The following is a 15,832-nucleotide window of genomic DNA, read 5'->3' on the forward strand; positions in this document are numbered from 1 at the left end:
CTTGTACCGAAGGCAAACAGGAAGAGGGAGAAATCATCGATGCCGACGACCTGATCATTATTAAGATCTGCTATACAAGTGCCTTGACAGCCCCAGTCGATCAATAGCAAAACGAAGTCATTGACATCGCTTTAGTAGGGAGAGATAGAACTGGGATGAGCGCTGCTATTGTTAGTCGAGATTGGTTATACAGGCGGCGCCGTAGGTCACAAGCAGAATAGAGAAATCGTCAAAGCCGACTTGCCCGTCTCTATTCATGTCTGCTGTGCAGTTCTTTCCAGCACATCCCCAATTAGTCAATAATATTGAGAAGTCGCCAAGATCAACTATTCCATCTTCATTGAGATCAGCAATGCAACCGATGGTATCGCATTGGTCAAGTATGCCATTTGAATTACTATCAATACTAGGATCATTCAGGATATCACATGTGTCTGGGATGCCATTTGCATTACAGTCTTGACTCTGTCCGGTATCAATATCGCAGATGTCGGGAACAGTGTTGTTGTTGCAGTCACTGGTTTCGGAGGTATCACTACATGCTTCGCATGGAAGTGTGATATTGCGACGTATTGATAACATGCCATCAGTTACACCGGCACGGGATGGATGGCCTGCCACGATATCAATACGTTGATTGGCATCAATATCTACAAGAGCAACCTCTGCCACAACTGCTGTCATTGACACTCCAACCAATGAAAAAGTAAGACTGTTTCCATCATTGAGGAGTAATTTCATGTTTTGATCGCCCACATGGCCAACCATGAGATCAAGATCACAGTCACCATCCAGATCGGCTGCTGCAATAGAGTGGGGAGCTCGGCCCACCACGCTCACCTGAGCGACTTCAAAATTGCGGTGTCCCTTGTTCTCGATAATCCAGGCTCCACCAGCCATTTCAGGATCCATAAACATAGCAACGGCGATATCTTGGTCGCCGTCGTTATCAAGGTCAGCAAAAACGAGTGATCGTGGTCGGTATCCCACATCAATGGTCACTGACTCAACGAAGGAACCGTTGCCATCGTTGAAACGTAATTCGATTTGATCATCACCACGGCAGGCAATACCGATATCAGGTTGCTGATCTCCATCAAGATCACCTATCTCGATGTCACGTGGTTCGGCTGGAATACTGTAAGCAACCATCAGTTCATAAGTATGATTGCCATTGTTTCGGTGAAAATGCAATGTGTTGGTTGATAGACTGGAGCTACTTGCTGCCACGATATCCATGAAACCGTCATTGTCATAGTCGAGGGCATTGATAGAGGTAGGGTTTTGCAGTGTGTTTATTGAATACGTCGAGAAGTTCGCTAAACCATCATTGACAAAAACGGTCAGAGAATCCGAATACCAGTTTGCAGTGACAAGATCAAAGTCTTGATCATTGTCAAGATCAACCGCAACAAATGATCGTGGATATGAATCGTTTTCTGGTAAGTCGATATGAACGGGGTTGTTGAGTGACCCATCTTTTCCAACAAGGAAAACCGAGATACTTCCTAGGCCTTGATCACCACCAGCACGATTGGCTGTTGCAATGTCGATTGTTCCATTGCCATCAAGGTCAACATGAACCAGAGAGGTTGGACTGTTTTCTGCATATGCAGCTTCGGAACTGTCGAACTTTGGCGATGTTTGAGCCACAACGACACTTGGTAGAGCCAGCGCCATCATCGCCATCATCATTCTTGAACTTTTGCCCCAGAAATACAACACGCTGTTATCTCAACTCCTTGGGGGTGGTGCATCAGCCCTACCTGGATTCGCATGGACCCCTAGCTCGTAGATACCTAAGAGTGTCTCCGGTATTCGAGGATACGAGCCAAATTTCTAAAATGTTCGAAAACAAGCTAGAAAACGGTTCCAATTATCTCAGATAGTTCAATAAAAAGAGCAAGGCACATGGTGTGGGAGGGGCCTAATCCATGATTTCGACAATATCGAAATCGGTCCGCCCCTTCGGCAAATCCACACTCACCGTTTCTCCAACTTGCCGTTTCATCAGTGCTTCACCCAGGGCTGAGTTTGGTGTCACCTCAACGTAATCTATATCGAATCGGCCAGTGGCTTCCCCAACCAGTCGATAAAGATCTTCATCACCTGTTTTGGAGTTCTTGAGCTTTACGGTGGTGCCAATGTAGACCACACCTTCCGGTACTTCCGAACTGTCGACCAAGATGGCTTCTTTGAGGTCCTGCTCAAGTTCACGGATCTTTGCTTCATTGAGGCCTTGATCTTCTCGAGCCGCATGATATTCAGCGTTCTCTTTGAGATCACCCAGATCTCGAGCCTTGCCGATGCGTTCGGAGAGTTCCAGTCGTCTACCAATCCGATCATCAAGTTCTACTTGGAGCCGGTCGTATTCTTCATTGCTTAAGTATTTCATGTCGGGAAATATAATAGCTTCTGCTCGCCCAGTCGTGTATTGGATTCCCTTGCCGGGCCGGATTGATAAACGCCAGGCTGGTTCATAAGCTAAATATCAACCGATAGATCGCGTATGGGGGGCATCGATCTGCCGTATCAGCAGCGTTTTGGCAGGTCTGGACTGGCAATCTGGCTGGAGACGAGAGGGGCTGCTGGGGCCTCAAGATGTGGTAGGCCCTCATGTTCAGGGCTCTACATGACACCTACCATGCATCTGCTTCAAAGGGGAGTAGACTGCGCAAATATGGCACCTCATGCTCCTGGATCCGAACAACAGCAAGCGGCCGCGACGGCTCTACGTGACGACGTCCGCGAGCTTGGTGAGCTACTGGGAAACATTATCAAGTTGCATGGTCAGGATGGCGACTTCGAGCGTGTTGAAGAGATGCGAGCACTGGCCAAGCAACGGCGAGCAGATCCATCGGCGCCAAGAGGGCAGTTGCAACGTCTTGTTCATGATCTCGATCTTGATGAGATCAGTAGTATGCTCAACGCCTTTTCAACATTTCTAGATGTCGCAAACTTGTGTGAAGACAATCAACGAATACGCATACTTCGCCAACGCGCCAAGCAAACGAGCAAGATCGATCACGAGAGCCTGGCGAGTGTAATGAAATTATGGAAAGAGCAAGGGTGCACAGCGGATATAGCGAGAGATCGCTTAGCGTCACTCAGTGTTGAGCTGGTCGGTACAGCCCACCCAACTGAAGCAAAACGCCGAACAGTACGGCGAGTTATACAACGAATAAAAGACCGTTTGCGTCGTATAGAGCGCGTTGATTTATTGCCGTCGGAAATCGAAGAGATTCAATCTCGTATCAGAGCAGATCTTCTTGCATTATGGGCTTGTGATGGCTTGCCACCACAACGCCCCTCAGTACTCTCAGAAGTTGATCGGAATCTATTTGTTTTAGAGGCGCTCTGGACAGTGGCACCAAGATCGATAGATCTCTTGCGCCGAGCGTTTGCTCAAACGTGGCCGGGCGAGCAACTGGGTTCGGCGCCCGTGTTAGCTGTAGGCACTTGGATGGGGGGAGATCGAGATGGAAATCCCAACGTGACCGCTGAAATCACGCAGGAGACTTTGGTGCGGCTGCGTGCGTTTGCGATCAAATGTCATCGAGGTCTATGTCAGGATCTCACTGATCGAATGGCCGAAACCCTGCCCTCAGATGTAGCCATTGATCTACTTAGTGAACTGAACTGTGCACTCATTGACGATCCCATACTTGCTCAACGCTGTGCTGATGATCATGAGCATGATGTACCCAGAAGATGGCTTCGACTCATTGACCGACGCCTAGAAAAATCTGCGGAAGATGATGCTGAGTGTATTTACAAATCAAGTGGCGATCTGAGGCATGATATTCAAAGACTAGTTGATGCATTGATGCAGTGTGGTTTACAAGAACACGTTGATCTGTGGATTCGTCCCTGGCTTGATCGTGTTGATATTTTTGGTTTACATCTAGCTCGACTTGATATACGGGAGAGTTCGGAAGTACTTGCTGAAGCAGTGTCAGATGCGATGCGCTCGCTCAAGATTGAAGAAAACTATCTGGAGCTTGATGAAGCCGCTCGCCAGGCGGCGCTTAAAAAGCCAATCGATGTTGTCTTAGCGAAGAGTCTTGATGTAGAGTTGTTTCACGGTCTAAGCCGTGAGACACATCGTCTGGCGTCTTTTCTCCAGAGTCCAAAGCAGCATGAAGAGGCCTTAGGTGTTTTCGTCATCAGCATGACACGTAAGCCAAGCGATGTACTGTCGCCGAATTGGTTAATGCGTTTAGCTGCAATGCGCCTTGGTACAGAGCCAGTGGCCATATCGGTGTCTCCGCTATTCGAGACGGTTGATGATTTGGCAGAAGCGCCTCGCACCTTAAAATCACTCTTGAAAAATGAGGCCTACCTCAAAGATCTTCATGCCGCAGGAGGCGTGCAGACCTGTATGGTTGGATACTCAGACAGCACCAAGGACTCTGGAATTATTGCGGCAAACTGGCACCTCTATCTAGCCCAAGAGCAGCTTTCCGAAGTGGCTGATGAGGAAAAGATTCCGTTGGTACTGTTCCATGGGCGCGGGGGTTCACTGGGGCGAGGGGGAGGGCCTGCGGCAAGGGGAATTCTCTCGCTTCCACCAGGAACGATGCGTGGTGAAATTCGTCTCACGGAGCAGGGCGAAGTGCTGGCTGATCGATACGATGATCATGAAATTGCAGAGCGTCATCTTGCCCAGGTGCTTTCAGCCACAGCTCGGACCATGGTCCAACCAAAAAAGAAAAGACCTACGCGATGGAGTGCGTTAATGACAGAGGCTGCGCAAGCGGGGCGTCTTTCATATCGCAACCTCATTGAGAATCCGCACTTTATTGAGTGGTTTGATTTGGCTACGCCGATTTCTGTCATCGAGACGCTGACCATTGGTTCCAGGCCGTCACGTCGTAAACAAGAGCGTACGCTTCAGACGCTGAGAGCCATTCCATATACATTTGCAATGACGCAAAATCGAAGCATGGTGACAGGCTTTTACGGGTTTGGGAGTGGTATCGAAGCTTGCGGCCCGGAAGCTATTGAAGAGTTTCGTGAGATGATGCAGGATTGGCCCTTTTTCGACGCGCATCTTAGATCAGTAGAAATTGCACTTGCAAAAGCTTCAATTGATGTCACCCGTGCCTACTCAGATCTCGCTGCTGAAAGTGGATATGAGGGTGTGTCTGAAATCGACGAACTGATTTCGGCTGAGTACGAGCGGTCTCGCCGCGTCGTCTTGGCTATTACTAGCCAAAGCAGTTTGCTTGAATCAACGCCATGGTTAGCAAGATCAATTGAAGTTCGTAATCTCTATGTCGACCCACTGAATGCCATTCAAATCGAATTGCTACGACGATCACGAAGCATTGGGCAAACCGAATTACCTGCAGGTGATGTGCTGGCAGATGCGCTGCGGCGAAGCGTTCAAGCGGTTGCATCAGGGATGCGCACAACAGGCTGATTTTAGGTATCACACCAGTAGGGCATTGTGACTGCCTCTGATCAGTTGTAGATGTCTTATGGCTCGCGTCCTGGAGTAAGAACACAATTTGAGAGTCTCAGTAGAGCTTTTTAATGACGATTGGCAGTTTTAAGTAATTTGCAAGCAATGCCAAGGTCATTGACTCGTACTTCTTTTATGAACTTATTCATATCCCTCTTCTTGAGTACGGTTGTTGTTGTATCGACATCGATCTCGGCAGACGTTGAAGATAATGACAGGCAGTTGCGGCAAAAAATTGCTCGGCTAAAAGAACATCAACAAGAAGTGAGTACGTTTGTTGATCTGAATAATTCGTCGTGGGAAGAAGCACTTAAAAAGCGAAGAGAAGCTGATGACGCCATGATGATTGTGCTGATTGGTGAGCTGATGAATCGAGAGCCAGCGGCGCCAGATTTGGGAGACTACGCGCCTTTGCGATGGCAAGCGATTCGCCGTGGCGGTGATCCAATCAAAGCGCTCAATGAAGCCGAAGCATTGTTCAAGTCCAGGCCAGATTTACAATCAACTCAGCCAGAGATGGCGCTGGAATTGGCCTGGTACCACAGTGTGCTTGAATCACCGCAAGATGCTGTTGTGACAGCTCATAAATATGCAGATGCCTATCCAGAGATGGCAGAGGGGGCGTTACTTCTTGAAGCAGCTACCGCTCGTATCAACTCAGATAGCCAGCAAGTGATCGAACTTCAATCGCGTATTGTCACGGAGTACCCAGACACCCCAAGTGCTTATCGAGTGGAGTTAGGGGCGCCGAACAATAAGATCTGGACTGATTCATTCTTTAGAAAACAGATGAATGATATTGCTACTGGAAACGTTGTGTTATCTGAAGAATATGAAGGCAAGATCACACTTATTGCTCATTGGACAAACTGGTGCGCACCTGCACATATTGCCATAGAAGAAGCAGTTGATGTTTATGAGGCGTACCAAGATCAGGGATTCCAAGTACTCGGTATGAGTGGTGATCTTAAGGCAGGAAAGGCCAGTGATTTTATTGAGCAGCATTCGTTGCCCTGGAATAATATTTCTACTCCTTGGGATCCATCAGCAACACCTCAGTCAGCAATAGAATTCTGGAGTCAGTCTTTTACGCCACGGTTTTTACTTGTTGATGATCAGGGGCGTATTCTGGCTCAGCCCCGTCAGAATCAACTCCATTCATATGTGGAAAAAGCGTTGGCAGGAAAACTGCACGTATCACGTCAAATAGCTGATTCTTATGATCCAAAGAATCTCACTGGGCAACGAGCCGTACCCTAATGCAGAGGTGGTTTAGTTTGGATCGTGTCGGAAGACTGAATCAGATTAATCCAACACGTAGAGAATCAGTCTGCATTCGGACCTAATTTGTAGAAGCCGCGGCCAAGAGATTCTAGTTGCCCCGTTCGCGTCAGCTCGAGCCAGACATTATCTTTAAATTCATGCGGTGCAACGATGGCATCAAAATCTGCTTCGCGGCCACTCGACATTGGGCCTACGCCAAGCCGTGATTCATGATCGAGTTTGGTAAGCTTCAATCGTTTACGAAAAGCCTTGAGCGCTTGCTTAAGCACCTCGTGGTCAATTGCTTCACTAGGTTCGTCTATCGGATCATCAGAATGCTCTTCCTCAATACCCTGCATCACGTGTACCAGATGTATGAGGTCATCAATATCACGTGAGGCAATGATCTTAGCCGAACGTGTAGAATCGGCTTTGGTTTTGATCAATAGCTTATGTGCCTGGCCCCAAAGAGGGCCTGCCGAATCACCGGCATCGCAAATTTGCTGTACGACGTTCGCAAGATCATGAATGTCGGCGGGGCTACACCCAGCTTGTTTGTAGTGGCCGCCATCCGACTTTGGTTTTTTTCGCTTGCGTTTTGCCATCAGTAAACTTTCTACTGCATTTCTTTCAAATCTTTACCAACTCCAAGGTGATCTAGAATAAACGCATACTCAAATGCAATTTCTCTGAGCCGTTCATAGCGGCCACTGGCCCCACCATGGCCAGCGCCCATGTTGGTTTTGAGTAAAATAACGTCATCACTCACTGATTGATCGCGAAGTTTCGCTGTCCACTTTGCCGCTTCCCAATAAGGTACGCGTGGGTCATTAAGGCCAGCGGTAATGAGAAGAGCGGGATACGCTTGTGGATGCACATTGTCATAAGGTGAATAAGACAACATTGATTCGAAGTATTGCTCCTGCTGCGGATTGCCCCATTCCTCGTATTCCATTTCAGTCAAAGGAATCGAGGGATCGAGCATTGTATTAATGACATCGACAAACGGAACGCCGGCATGTGCAACAGCGAAGAGATCTGGCCGTTGATTGATGACGTTGCCAATGAGTAAGCCGCCAGCAGAAGCGCCCCGGATCGCCAGGCGATTGGGAGAAGCCCAGCCAGTCTCAATCAACGTCTCTGCAGCAGCGATGAAGTCAGTAAAGGTATTGGGCTTATGTTCGTACTTTGCCTGCTCATACCAGTGGCGACCCATTTCGCCGCCACCACGAACATGGGCAACTGCATATACAACACCACGGTCAAGAAGTGACAGGATGACTGAAGAAAAATATGGATCCATGGATGCACCATAAGAGCCATAACCATAGAGGAGGCAGGGATTGCTGCCATCAGGCTTCACACCTTTCTTGCATACAAGTGAGATGGGAATCATGGTGCCATCAGGCGATTTAGCTTCGATTCGATGAGTGACGTATGACGCGGCATCATGTCCGCCGCGTACTGGTTGAATTTTGAGCGTCTTTGCTTTGCCAGTGCCGTCGAGTCGTGTTTCCATCACTTTTTCCGGCTGCGTGGGAGACTCGTAGTTGTAGCGTAAGACGTCGGTATGAAATTCTTTATTCACATTCATACCAAGTGTTGAGACACGTTCTGAAGCCGGTATCTGATGTGAAGAACCATTGGTGAGATCAACAACACGTAAGCGGCTGTAGCCTCCGCGTCGCTCTGAGAGGACCAAAAAATTATCAAAGACATTAATATCAGTGACATAGACCTCAGGATCATGTGCGATCACAGTTTCCCACTCGCCTGGCGTTGAGGTTGATCGGCGCTGCACTTTAAAGTTCTGTGCATCATCTTCATTCGTGCGTTTATAAATGTAGTCTCCGCCGTGATCAATGTCATATTCACTGCCAGTTTGGCGAGGCTGTACGCTGGTGAATGCAGTGGTCGCATCGTTGGAATCAAGCGTCCACCATTGGCTGGTCTCACTTGATTCAGCACGAGCGAGAATTGCATCACCTGAACGACTGCGGGCAACCGACATCGAGAATCGTCCATCAGGTTCTTCCAAAAGCAGAACATCCTCATTCGGATTGCTACCAACCTGATGCCTAAAGATTCGATCTGATCGATTTGTCTCATCAAGACGCTCATAGAAAACGGTTTGATTGTCATTTGCCCAGGCAAGGCCCCAAGGAGAAATATCGGTGACAGAGTCGTCAATGATCTCGCCAGTATTAAGATCGACGACGATCATCTGGCATCTTTCATATCCTGAATGATCGATGATGTAAGCCAATTTCTGATGATCAGGACTAACCTGGGCGTTTGTCACCTTTGTGAAGTCATGGCCCTCGGACAGTTTATTAATGTCGAGAACGACTTGCTCAGAGCCGCCTTCTCGCTGCGTACGAATTCGAATGGGGTAACTTTGTCCTTGCACCGTCTTCGATGAATACATGTATGGTCCATGCGGGTGCGGTACAGAGGCGTCATCCTCTTGGATACGGCCAAGCATCTCCGAATAAAGCAAATCTGTGAGCCCGTCCAAATCGGCAGTCCGATTCTTGGTGTATTCATTTTCTGCCTCCAGATATGCAATGACATCTGGATTGTCTTTGTCTCGAAGCCAGAAGTAGGGGTCCACAAGTGTGCGGCTATGAATCTCCGTTAAATGTGGCTTTGCCTGCACATCGGGGGGGGTTAGCCCGGCCTGTTGGCTGATTGAATTGGTGGGATCCATCATGAGTGTCGCGATCAGAATAATGTTGAGCATGGGTTCATTGTATCTGGAGAATGACTTTATATGGTGCGCCGCAATAAGTCAGGCGGGGAGGTAAGATTGACCTATCAAACCTTCGCCACCCCAGCTTCTAGAGAATCGATTCGACCTCTATTCGTTCCTGAAAACGGAATTGAAGCCAGTTCCTGGCAGGTGGAAGCGAGCCCTTCGCATCAGTCTCACCAGCATGATTGGCCTTATCGTTGCTCTCATGCTTCATATAGAAGAGCCGTATTGGACCTTGGTGACCATTTATATGCTGTCGATGCCGACTGTCGGATCGACCATTACCCGAATGTTGCAACGCATCCTTGGAACAGCTATTGGCGCCCTGATAGGTGTCATGATTGCTTCGGCTTTTCCTCAAGAGCCTGCAGCACTCATACTGGCTTTTGCAGCGGCGTTATTCGTTTTTCTATACGTCGGATTGGTACAGGCTGTCGCGCCATACGCCATGTATCTTGGTGCAGTCACCATCATTTTAATTACATCTTCGATATGGGACAATCCTGGGAACGTGCCAGCAAGCGCCTGGGAACGTTTTGAAAATGTGACGCTTGGCGTCATTGTGTCTACATTCGGTTATTTGCTTTTTTGGCCAGTGACAGCAAAGTCGGGTTTAGTCGAATCAATGTGTGACAAGCTGAGAAGATCTTCTGTTCGTATAGATGATCTTCTCAAAGTGTGCGAAAACAATACCACCAAAGAGATCGAGTTGACGCCACTGCTGCACACCAACTTGTTGGCAACGCAGATAAATTTGTTGCATGAAGCTGAGCTAGAAGATCAATATATTCGAAAGCGACGTGATTGTATTTTGTCGCTCATGACTGCAATTGATCAAATCGCAACACAAACAGTCGCTCTTCAACGTGGTTTTTCGCTTGGGCATATGGAGTCTACATCAGAGGATCTGAAACGCAAGATCATGAAGGGACTCTCCATGGTGCGAGACGTTTGCGATCAAATGATCTGTGATCTAAAAAATAATGAAATCGAAAAGGCACCAAATAATGCCCCAATACGTCAACTCGCAGATGAAATTGATGAGCTGGTTACATCAAATGAATCACCGGAGGTGATTCCGTTGGCTGTTGCAGTCGGTGTTTTGCTGGGTAACGCGGCGAATGCTCCGGAAGTACTAGCTTGGTGGGCAGGTGGCACGCCAAAAGATAAGTATGACAATCCACTCAAAGACACAAGGTTGTGGCGCCCAGTGAGCCAACTGGTGAGAGACATTGATAGAAAAGCTTTTTTGACCGCGACGAAAGGAGTGCTTGCTGCGACAGTGGCGGTCATCTTAGCCTCGCTTACAGAGTGGCAGAGTGTGGGCGCAACTGCCATGGTGTCGACCATTATCGTGATACAGCCGACGGTAGGGGCCTCGCGCGCTAAATCGCTGCTTCGAATATCCGGTTGTATTGTTGGTTCTGTCATTGGTGTTGTCGGTATTATTATTCTGAGTCCAAATACCATAGACGTGGCTTGGTTTGTTTTGTTTGTAGGTGGATTTTCATGGCTTGCCGGCTGGATTATGGGTGGATCAGCTCGCACATCTTATGCCGGTGTACAGTTGGGTTTAGCTGCTTCAATTGCAATGGTGACACTCGCGCCGAGTGATGATGTGATGGGTGGACTCGATCGAGTGTTTGGAATTTTTCTAGGTATTCTTATTGCGCTACCAGTTGTGCGGTACTTTTATCCAGTCTCTGCAGCAAGAGAACTACTTGAGGCTATTTCAGAAGCAATCCGTACAATTGCAAGTGGGCTGAATATGGGATTAGGTGAACTCAGTGAAGAGCAGCGGGCGCGACCTACAAAAGGGTACCGATATCGAGTGAGTTGGCTCTTGGCCGATGCGTATCGTTTTCGTGAAGAAGCACGCCTTGAGCAGGACCTCACGCCACGAGATTGGTGTCCGGCATTAGAGGTAATTAGTTGTCTTCAAGAGTGCATGTTAATGATGATGCTTCTGATACGTAATCGACTCCGACATGGTGTCCGAGACCATCTCAGTAACATGCCTGAGTTTGTCATGCTGCGCGAAGGAATGATGGCTCGATTGAATGAAATTGCTGATTATCTTTGTGATGGTGAACCTCTATCGCCCTCAAATATGAATGAGTTATATAAGCGGGCGGAAGAGCGAATTAAAGGTAGGAAAGAAGAGTACTTGTTGGAAATGAAACAACAATTGACGGTCATAACCGCTTCCTTAGGTTACTACGAATCGCTGGTAAAGTGGATTGAGAAGATAGAAATCGCTGTTGAGAATACGCGTGAAGCTTATCCACCTAAAGTATTGCGGCGGCGGTTTTCACGGCCATCTTTGGAGCGCAAGTCTCCAGTTGCATAAATCAGTGCTGCTGAAGCGGTCAGTAAGTCGGCGCGACTTGTAATACGCGTCGATTGCGCATCTGCAAGACTGTATTGTGCTGCGAGCACTTCGGGAAGCGTACTTAAGCCAACGCTGAATGAAGCCTCAATGGCATCGGCGGACTCTTGTGAGCTTTCTAGAAGTGCTTCTGACCACTGATAGCGTCGCGTCGCTGCTTCATAATTAAAAAAAGCGTCCCACACTTCACCAGCAGCATCCAGTCTTATTTCATCGAGATGTGCTAGTGCCTGTTGATGTTGAGCTCGCGCAAGGCGCACATTGTTATCAAGAGCACCACCTTCAAAGAAAATCCACGATCCAACAACCCCGACAGACCAAATCGGTGAGAAATAATCACCATCTGCGGGAGGCGTGACAATATCATCGATGTGATATTTGGCATAGTTGAGGCCAAACATTCCCTCAAAGTCAATTTGCGGTCGTAGCATCGCCTCTGCAAATTGAATACCGGCCTCAGTTGCACGGACTTCAGCGACAGCCGCGGTAAGATCAGGGCGCATGGCGAATGCCAGTTCCACGAGTTGGTCGAGATCGATAGGCAGTTCATCGGGTAGCGGTGTTTCGCTATTGAGTTCAAATGCGATGCGAACATCTGGCCGAAGCCCCATAGCGGTTAACAAATTGGCACGAGAACTATGCACATCAGCACGAGCTTGTTCAACCTCATAACTGGCAAGGGCAAATCGTTGCCTTGCGAGAAGAACTTGCGGCATTGTTGCTAGGCCCACGAGCAGTTGTTCTTCTGATCCTTGCAAAACAGTTTCTGCTAGGGTGAGATCACTTAGCGCAGCGGTCAATAAACCATCAGCAGCTTCCAGAGTGAAGAAGTGAGTTTGTACATCAAACAAAACCTTTTGGATTTCGCGGTTGAAATCGTAGTTTGCCGCAATCAGGGCATATTTCATCTGGTCGTCTGCTGCCTCGCGACGACCAAAATCTAAGACAGTCCAGGTTGCAGTCACGCCTGGGCCTGTATCGAGCTGGTCGAGCTGTAAGACATTTTGTTCGCCACCAAGCCCAAGAACCTGACGGCCATAGATTGCCTGAATCCAGGCTGTCATTGTCGGATACCACGCCGCTCTCGAGATACCGTATTCAGCGGCGGCTGCTCGAGCCGCCGCCCAGGCTTGGCGTGTTTTAGGGCTATTAAGTAAAGCCAAGTCTGCAGCGATTGTCAGATCGATCAGTTCAGGAACATTGTCAAGGGTTGGATTGGATGGTAGGCCATGAGGCGTCATTTCTTGTTGAGGGGATGGCTGTAAGTTTTTGGGGCGTTGTTGTTGGGGCCACCACTCCGGTGACCATGAAGCCACAGGTGTCGGTGGAGAGAAAGCATATGGATCCCATTCAGCCATTGGCCCTGGGCCACAACCATTAATAACTAAGAGTCCAGCCGTGAAGATACCAATCAGTGTTTTTTCAGTTTTATGCATTGTTGGATGATATCGGGCATTTATCGGCAACAGGCTCAAAACTGTTAGACTGCTTTTATGATGAGTCGGAGATCGTGGTTACTGGTGCTTCTGTGCATGTTTATGGTGGGCTGCGACCCGCTGGTGGACTTCGATGGCGCCTATTTACCGGCTTGGCTGATTGCGGGTGGAGTTGGCTTGGTGTGCTCGTTTTTATTCAGTTTCATATTGTCCCGTCTGGGTATTGCAAACTATTTGTGGCCGCGAACGTTGGTTCACATCTCGATGTTTGTCATGTTCACAATGATCTGTTGGATTATTTTGTACGTTGACTGATACAAACAACAAGACCGAGCTCACGGCGAAGCAGCGCACCCAGAAGCTATTAGGCAGAGTGCTCTCAATTGTCATTATGGCACTAGCAGTCATTTCAGTGGCGTTTGTCTGGTGGGATCTTGACGCTTACCCAAGAACAGCTGATGCCTTCGTGAGAGCAAATATTGTTGGGATTGCACCACACGTGGAAGGTCGTGTTGAACAGCTCAATGTTGTTGACAATCAGTGGGTCAATAAGGGTGATTTATTATTTGTGGTTGACCCTCGCCCTTATGCATTAGCAGTGGAAGAGGCGCGTGCCACATTAGCGTTAACCAATCTTGAAATTGAGGCACTCAATCGACAAGTCGAATCGGCAAATGCATATCTTGTAGAGCAAAGAGCGAAAGCAACTTATGCAATTGATCACTTTGAGCGGCTTGCGCCTCTACTTGAACAGCGATTTGTAACGCCGGATGAGGTGCAGAAATCTCAGACGCAAGCAGAGGCCGCTCAAGCAGCGGTGGTTGCGGCCGCCGCCGAAGTCGATCGTGCCCAACGTCTCGTGGGAAATCAGGGGCAAGCTAATGTGCGCCGTCAGGCAGCTCAGGCTGCACTCGGGACAGCTGAGTTATTCCTTGAATATTGCTATGTGACCTGTCCTTTTGATGGGTATGTCACGAATCTCAATATTGCACGTGGCGAATACGCAAATATTGGGCAGCAACTTTTTTCTATTATTGATGACTCTGTTTGGTATGTGCTGGCAAACTTCCGAGAAACTTTATTGCATGATATTCGGCCTGGCATGAGAGCAGAAGTGTTTATTCTCTCTTGTCCAGGACAACGTTATGAGGGTGTGGTGCAGGGCGTAGGTCGAGCCATCTATAACCCAGAGCAGGGTTCTATGGAGGATCTTGCCAATGTGCCTCCAACGCTTGACTGGGTTCGACTCGCTCAGCGATTTCCGGTCAGGATCATTATCACAGATGGTGCTGCTCGTAAAGATTGCCGGTTTTATAGTGGAGCCACAGCAGTTGCCATTATTCGAGGTGGGGATGTCGAGCCCGATGACGAACGTTATGTGATTCCCGAGAGAGAAAGAGCAAATCTTCCATGATCAAACTAGAGCAATCACTAGCGATCATTTTTTTGCTGTGCACGACAGTGTGTGGGCAGCCGGATGTTGGAGATCACTCAGAGTTGTGCCCGGGAGCAAGGGGGCATCTCACGATCGTGTTACCAGAACAACGCGAGTCAAGTATGCAACGCTCTACTGCAAGATTGGCGCTTGTCCAAACAACTGAGCCGAGCCCTGTAAAAGTCTTCATTTTGGCGGGTCAATCCAATATGCAAGGCAAGGGCGCTGCAAAAACATTGCCATGGCTTGGTGAAGATAAAGCGTATGGACACTTACTCAAGACGATTCAAAATGAAGATGGCACGTGGCGAAAGCGTGATGATGTTTGGATTGACTATCTTGGTCGCCGTGGGCCACTTGATGTTGGTTTTGGGTCTGAAGGAAGTGAGCATGGTCCACTGATCGGTCCCGAATACGGTTTTGGTATGGTTGCTGGTGATCACTTTGATGAGCCAGTGCTTCTGATCAAAGCCGCTTGGGGTGGAAAAGATGTGGCCGAGGACTTTAAGGCACCAGGCTCAGGTGGGCCTGGTCCGTTCTATGTCAAAACCGTCGAGCATGTGAAAGATGTTCTCAAGAACATGGGCACCTATTTTCCTGACCTCGACGGTCGATCTTATGAGATTGCCGGAATTGTTTGGTTCCAAGGCTGGAACGATATGGTCGACGAAGAAAAACGTCAGGCCTACACAGCGAACTTAGCTCAAATGCTTCGTGATTTGCGTCGCGATCTAAACGCCCCCAATGCACCGGTTGTCATTGGCGAGCTTGGTGTCGATGGGGATAAGGCAAAGGGTAACATTGCAGAATTCCGGAACGCTCAGGCGGCAGTCGCTGAAGTACCAGATTTGAAAGGCAATGTGATACTGACGCGAACGGCACCGTATTATGATCAACATGCCCATCAGCTATTTGAAGATAATGTATGGCAGGGCCCGGAAAAGCAGAAGTACTATGAGATCGCATCTGATCGTCCATACCACTATCTGGGTAGCGGCAAGATTTACTTTCTCATGGGCCACGCCTTTGGGAAAGATATGTTGCAGCTACAAACCAAGGGCAATGATATCGCTCAGTAAATGCTCAG

10 protein-coding genes are annotated in these 15,832 nt (G+C 48.5%); 5 read left to right on the forward strand and 5 right to left on the reverse strand.

The window, feature by feature from the left end; all coding sequences use genetic code 11:
* Positions 1-171: 171 nt before the first annotated feature.
* Both P8J86_08030 and greA read right to left on the reverse strand, forming a co-directional pair.
* Positions 172-1,725 (reverse strand): FG-GAP-like repeat-containing protein, encoded by a 1,554-nt coding sequence (locus P8J86_08030; GenBank protein MDG2054641.1) that lies wholly within the window; start codon positions 1,723-1,725, stop codon positions 172-174.
* A gap of 202 nt (positions 1,726-1,927) precedes the next feature.
* Complete coding sequence (gene greA, locus P8J86_08035; GenBank protein ID MDG2054642.1) at positions 1,928-2,395, reverse strand: transcription elongation factor GreA; 468 nt, start codon at positions 2,393-2,395, stop codon at positions 1,928-1,930.
* Positions 2,396-2,680: 285 nt separating this feature from the next.
* Between greA and P8J86_08040 the strand changes: the two genes are divergently transcribed.
* Together P8J86_08040 and P8J86_08045 are read left to right on the forward strand one after the other, a co-directional pair.
* A complete protein-coding gene (locus P8J86_08040) occupies positions 2,681-5,425 on the forward strand; it encodes a phosphoenolpyruvate carboxylase (GenBank protein MDG2054643.1) in 2,745 nt (914 codons plus the stop codon).
* A 177-nt stretch (positions 5,426-5,602) separates the two neighbouring features.
* Positions 5,603-6,727, forward strand: coding sequence for a TlpA disulfide reductase family protein (locus P8J86_08045; GenBank protein MDG2054644.1), 1,125 nt, complete (start codon positions 5,603-5,605; stop codon positions 6,725-6,727).
* Between the two features lie 65 nt (positions 6,728-6,792).
* Here the strand turns inward: P8J86_08045 and P8J86_08050 are convergent, their stop codons facing one another.
* Together P8J86_08050 and P8J86_08055 are read right to left on the reverse strand one after the other, a co-directional pair.
* Complete coding sequence (locus P8J86_08050) at positions 6,793-7,335, reverse strand: hypothetical protein (GenBank protein MDG2054645.1); 543 nt, start codon at positions 7,333-7,335, stop codon at positions 6,793-6,795.
* A gap of 11 nt (positions 7,336-7,346) precedes the next feature.
* Positions 7,347-9,473, reverse strand: a complete 2,127-nt coding sequence (locus P8J86_08055) for a S9 family peptidase (GenBank protein ID MDG2054646.1) — start codon at positions 9,471-9,473, stop codon at positions 7,347-7,349.
* Between the two features lie 139 nt (positions 9,474-9,612).
* Here P8J86_08055 and P8J86_08060 point away from each other — a divergent pair, with 139 nt between their 5' ends.
* Complete coding sequence (locus tag P8J86_08060) at positions 9,613-11,835, forward strand: FUSC family protein (GenBank protein MDG2054647.1); 2,223 nt, start codon at positions 9,613-9,615, stop codon at positions 11,833-11,835.
* Here P8J86_08060 and P8J86_08065 read toward each other — a convergent pair.
* Positions 11,766-13,310 carry a TolC family protein gene (locus P8J86_08065; protein ID MDG2054648.1) on the reverse strand — a complete coding sequence of 515 codons (1,545 nt, stop codon included), beginning with the start codon at positions 13,308-13,310 and terminating at the stop codon, positions 11,766-11,768. The genes P8J86_08060 and P8J86_08065 overlap by 70 nt on opposite strands.
* Positions 13,311-13,617: 307 nt before the next feature.
* Here P8J86_08065 and P8J86_08070 point away from each other — a divergent pair, with 307 nt between their 5' ends.
* Both P8J86_08070 and P8J86_08075 read left to right on the forward strand, forming a co-directional pair.
* A complete protein-coding gene (locus tag P8J86_08070) occupies positions 13,618-14,724 on the forward strand; it encodes a biotin/lipoyl-binding protein (GenBank protein MDG2054649.1) in 1,107 nt (368 codons plus the stop codon).
* Positions 14,721-15,824 carry a sialate O-acetylesterase gene (locus tag P8J86_08075; protein ID MDG2054650.1) on the forward strand — a complete coding sequence of 368 codons (1,104 nt, stop codon included), beginning with the start codon at positions 14,721-14,723 and terminating at the stop codon, positions 15,822-15,824. The genes P8J86_08070 and P8J86_08075 overlap by 4 nt, the downstream gene beginning before the upstream one ends.
* Positions 15,825-15,832: the final 8 nt, after the last annotated feature.

The sequence above is a fragment of the Phycisphaerales bacterium genome, from assembly GCA_029268515.1.
GTDB lineage: Bacteria > Planctomycetota > Phycisphaerae > Phycisphaerales > SM1A02 > JAQWNP01.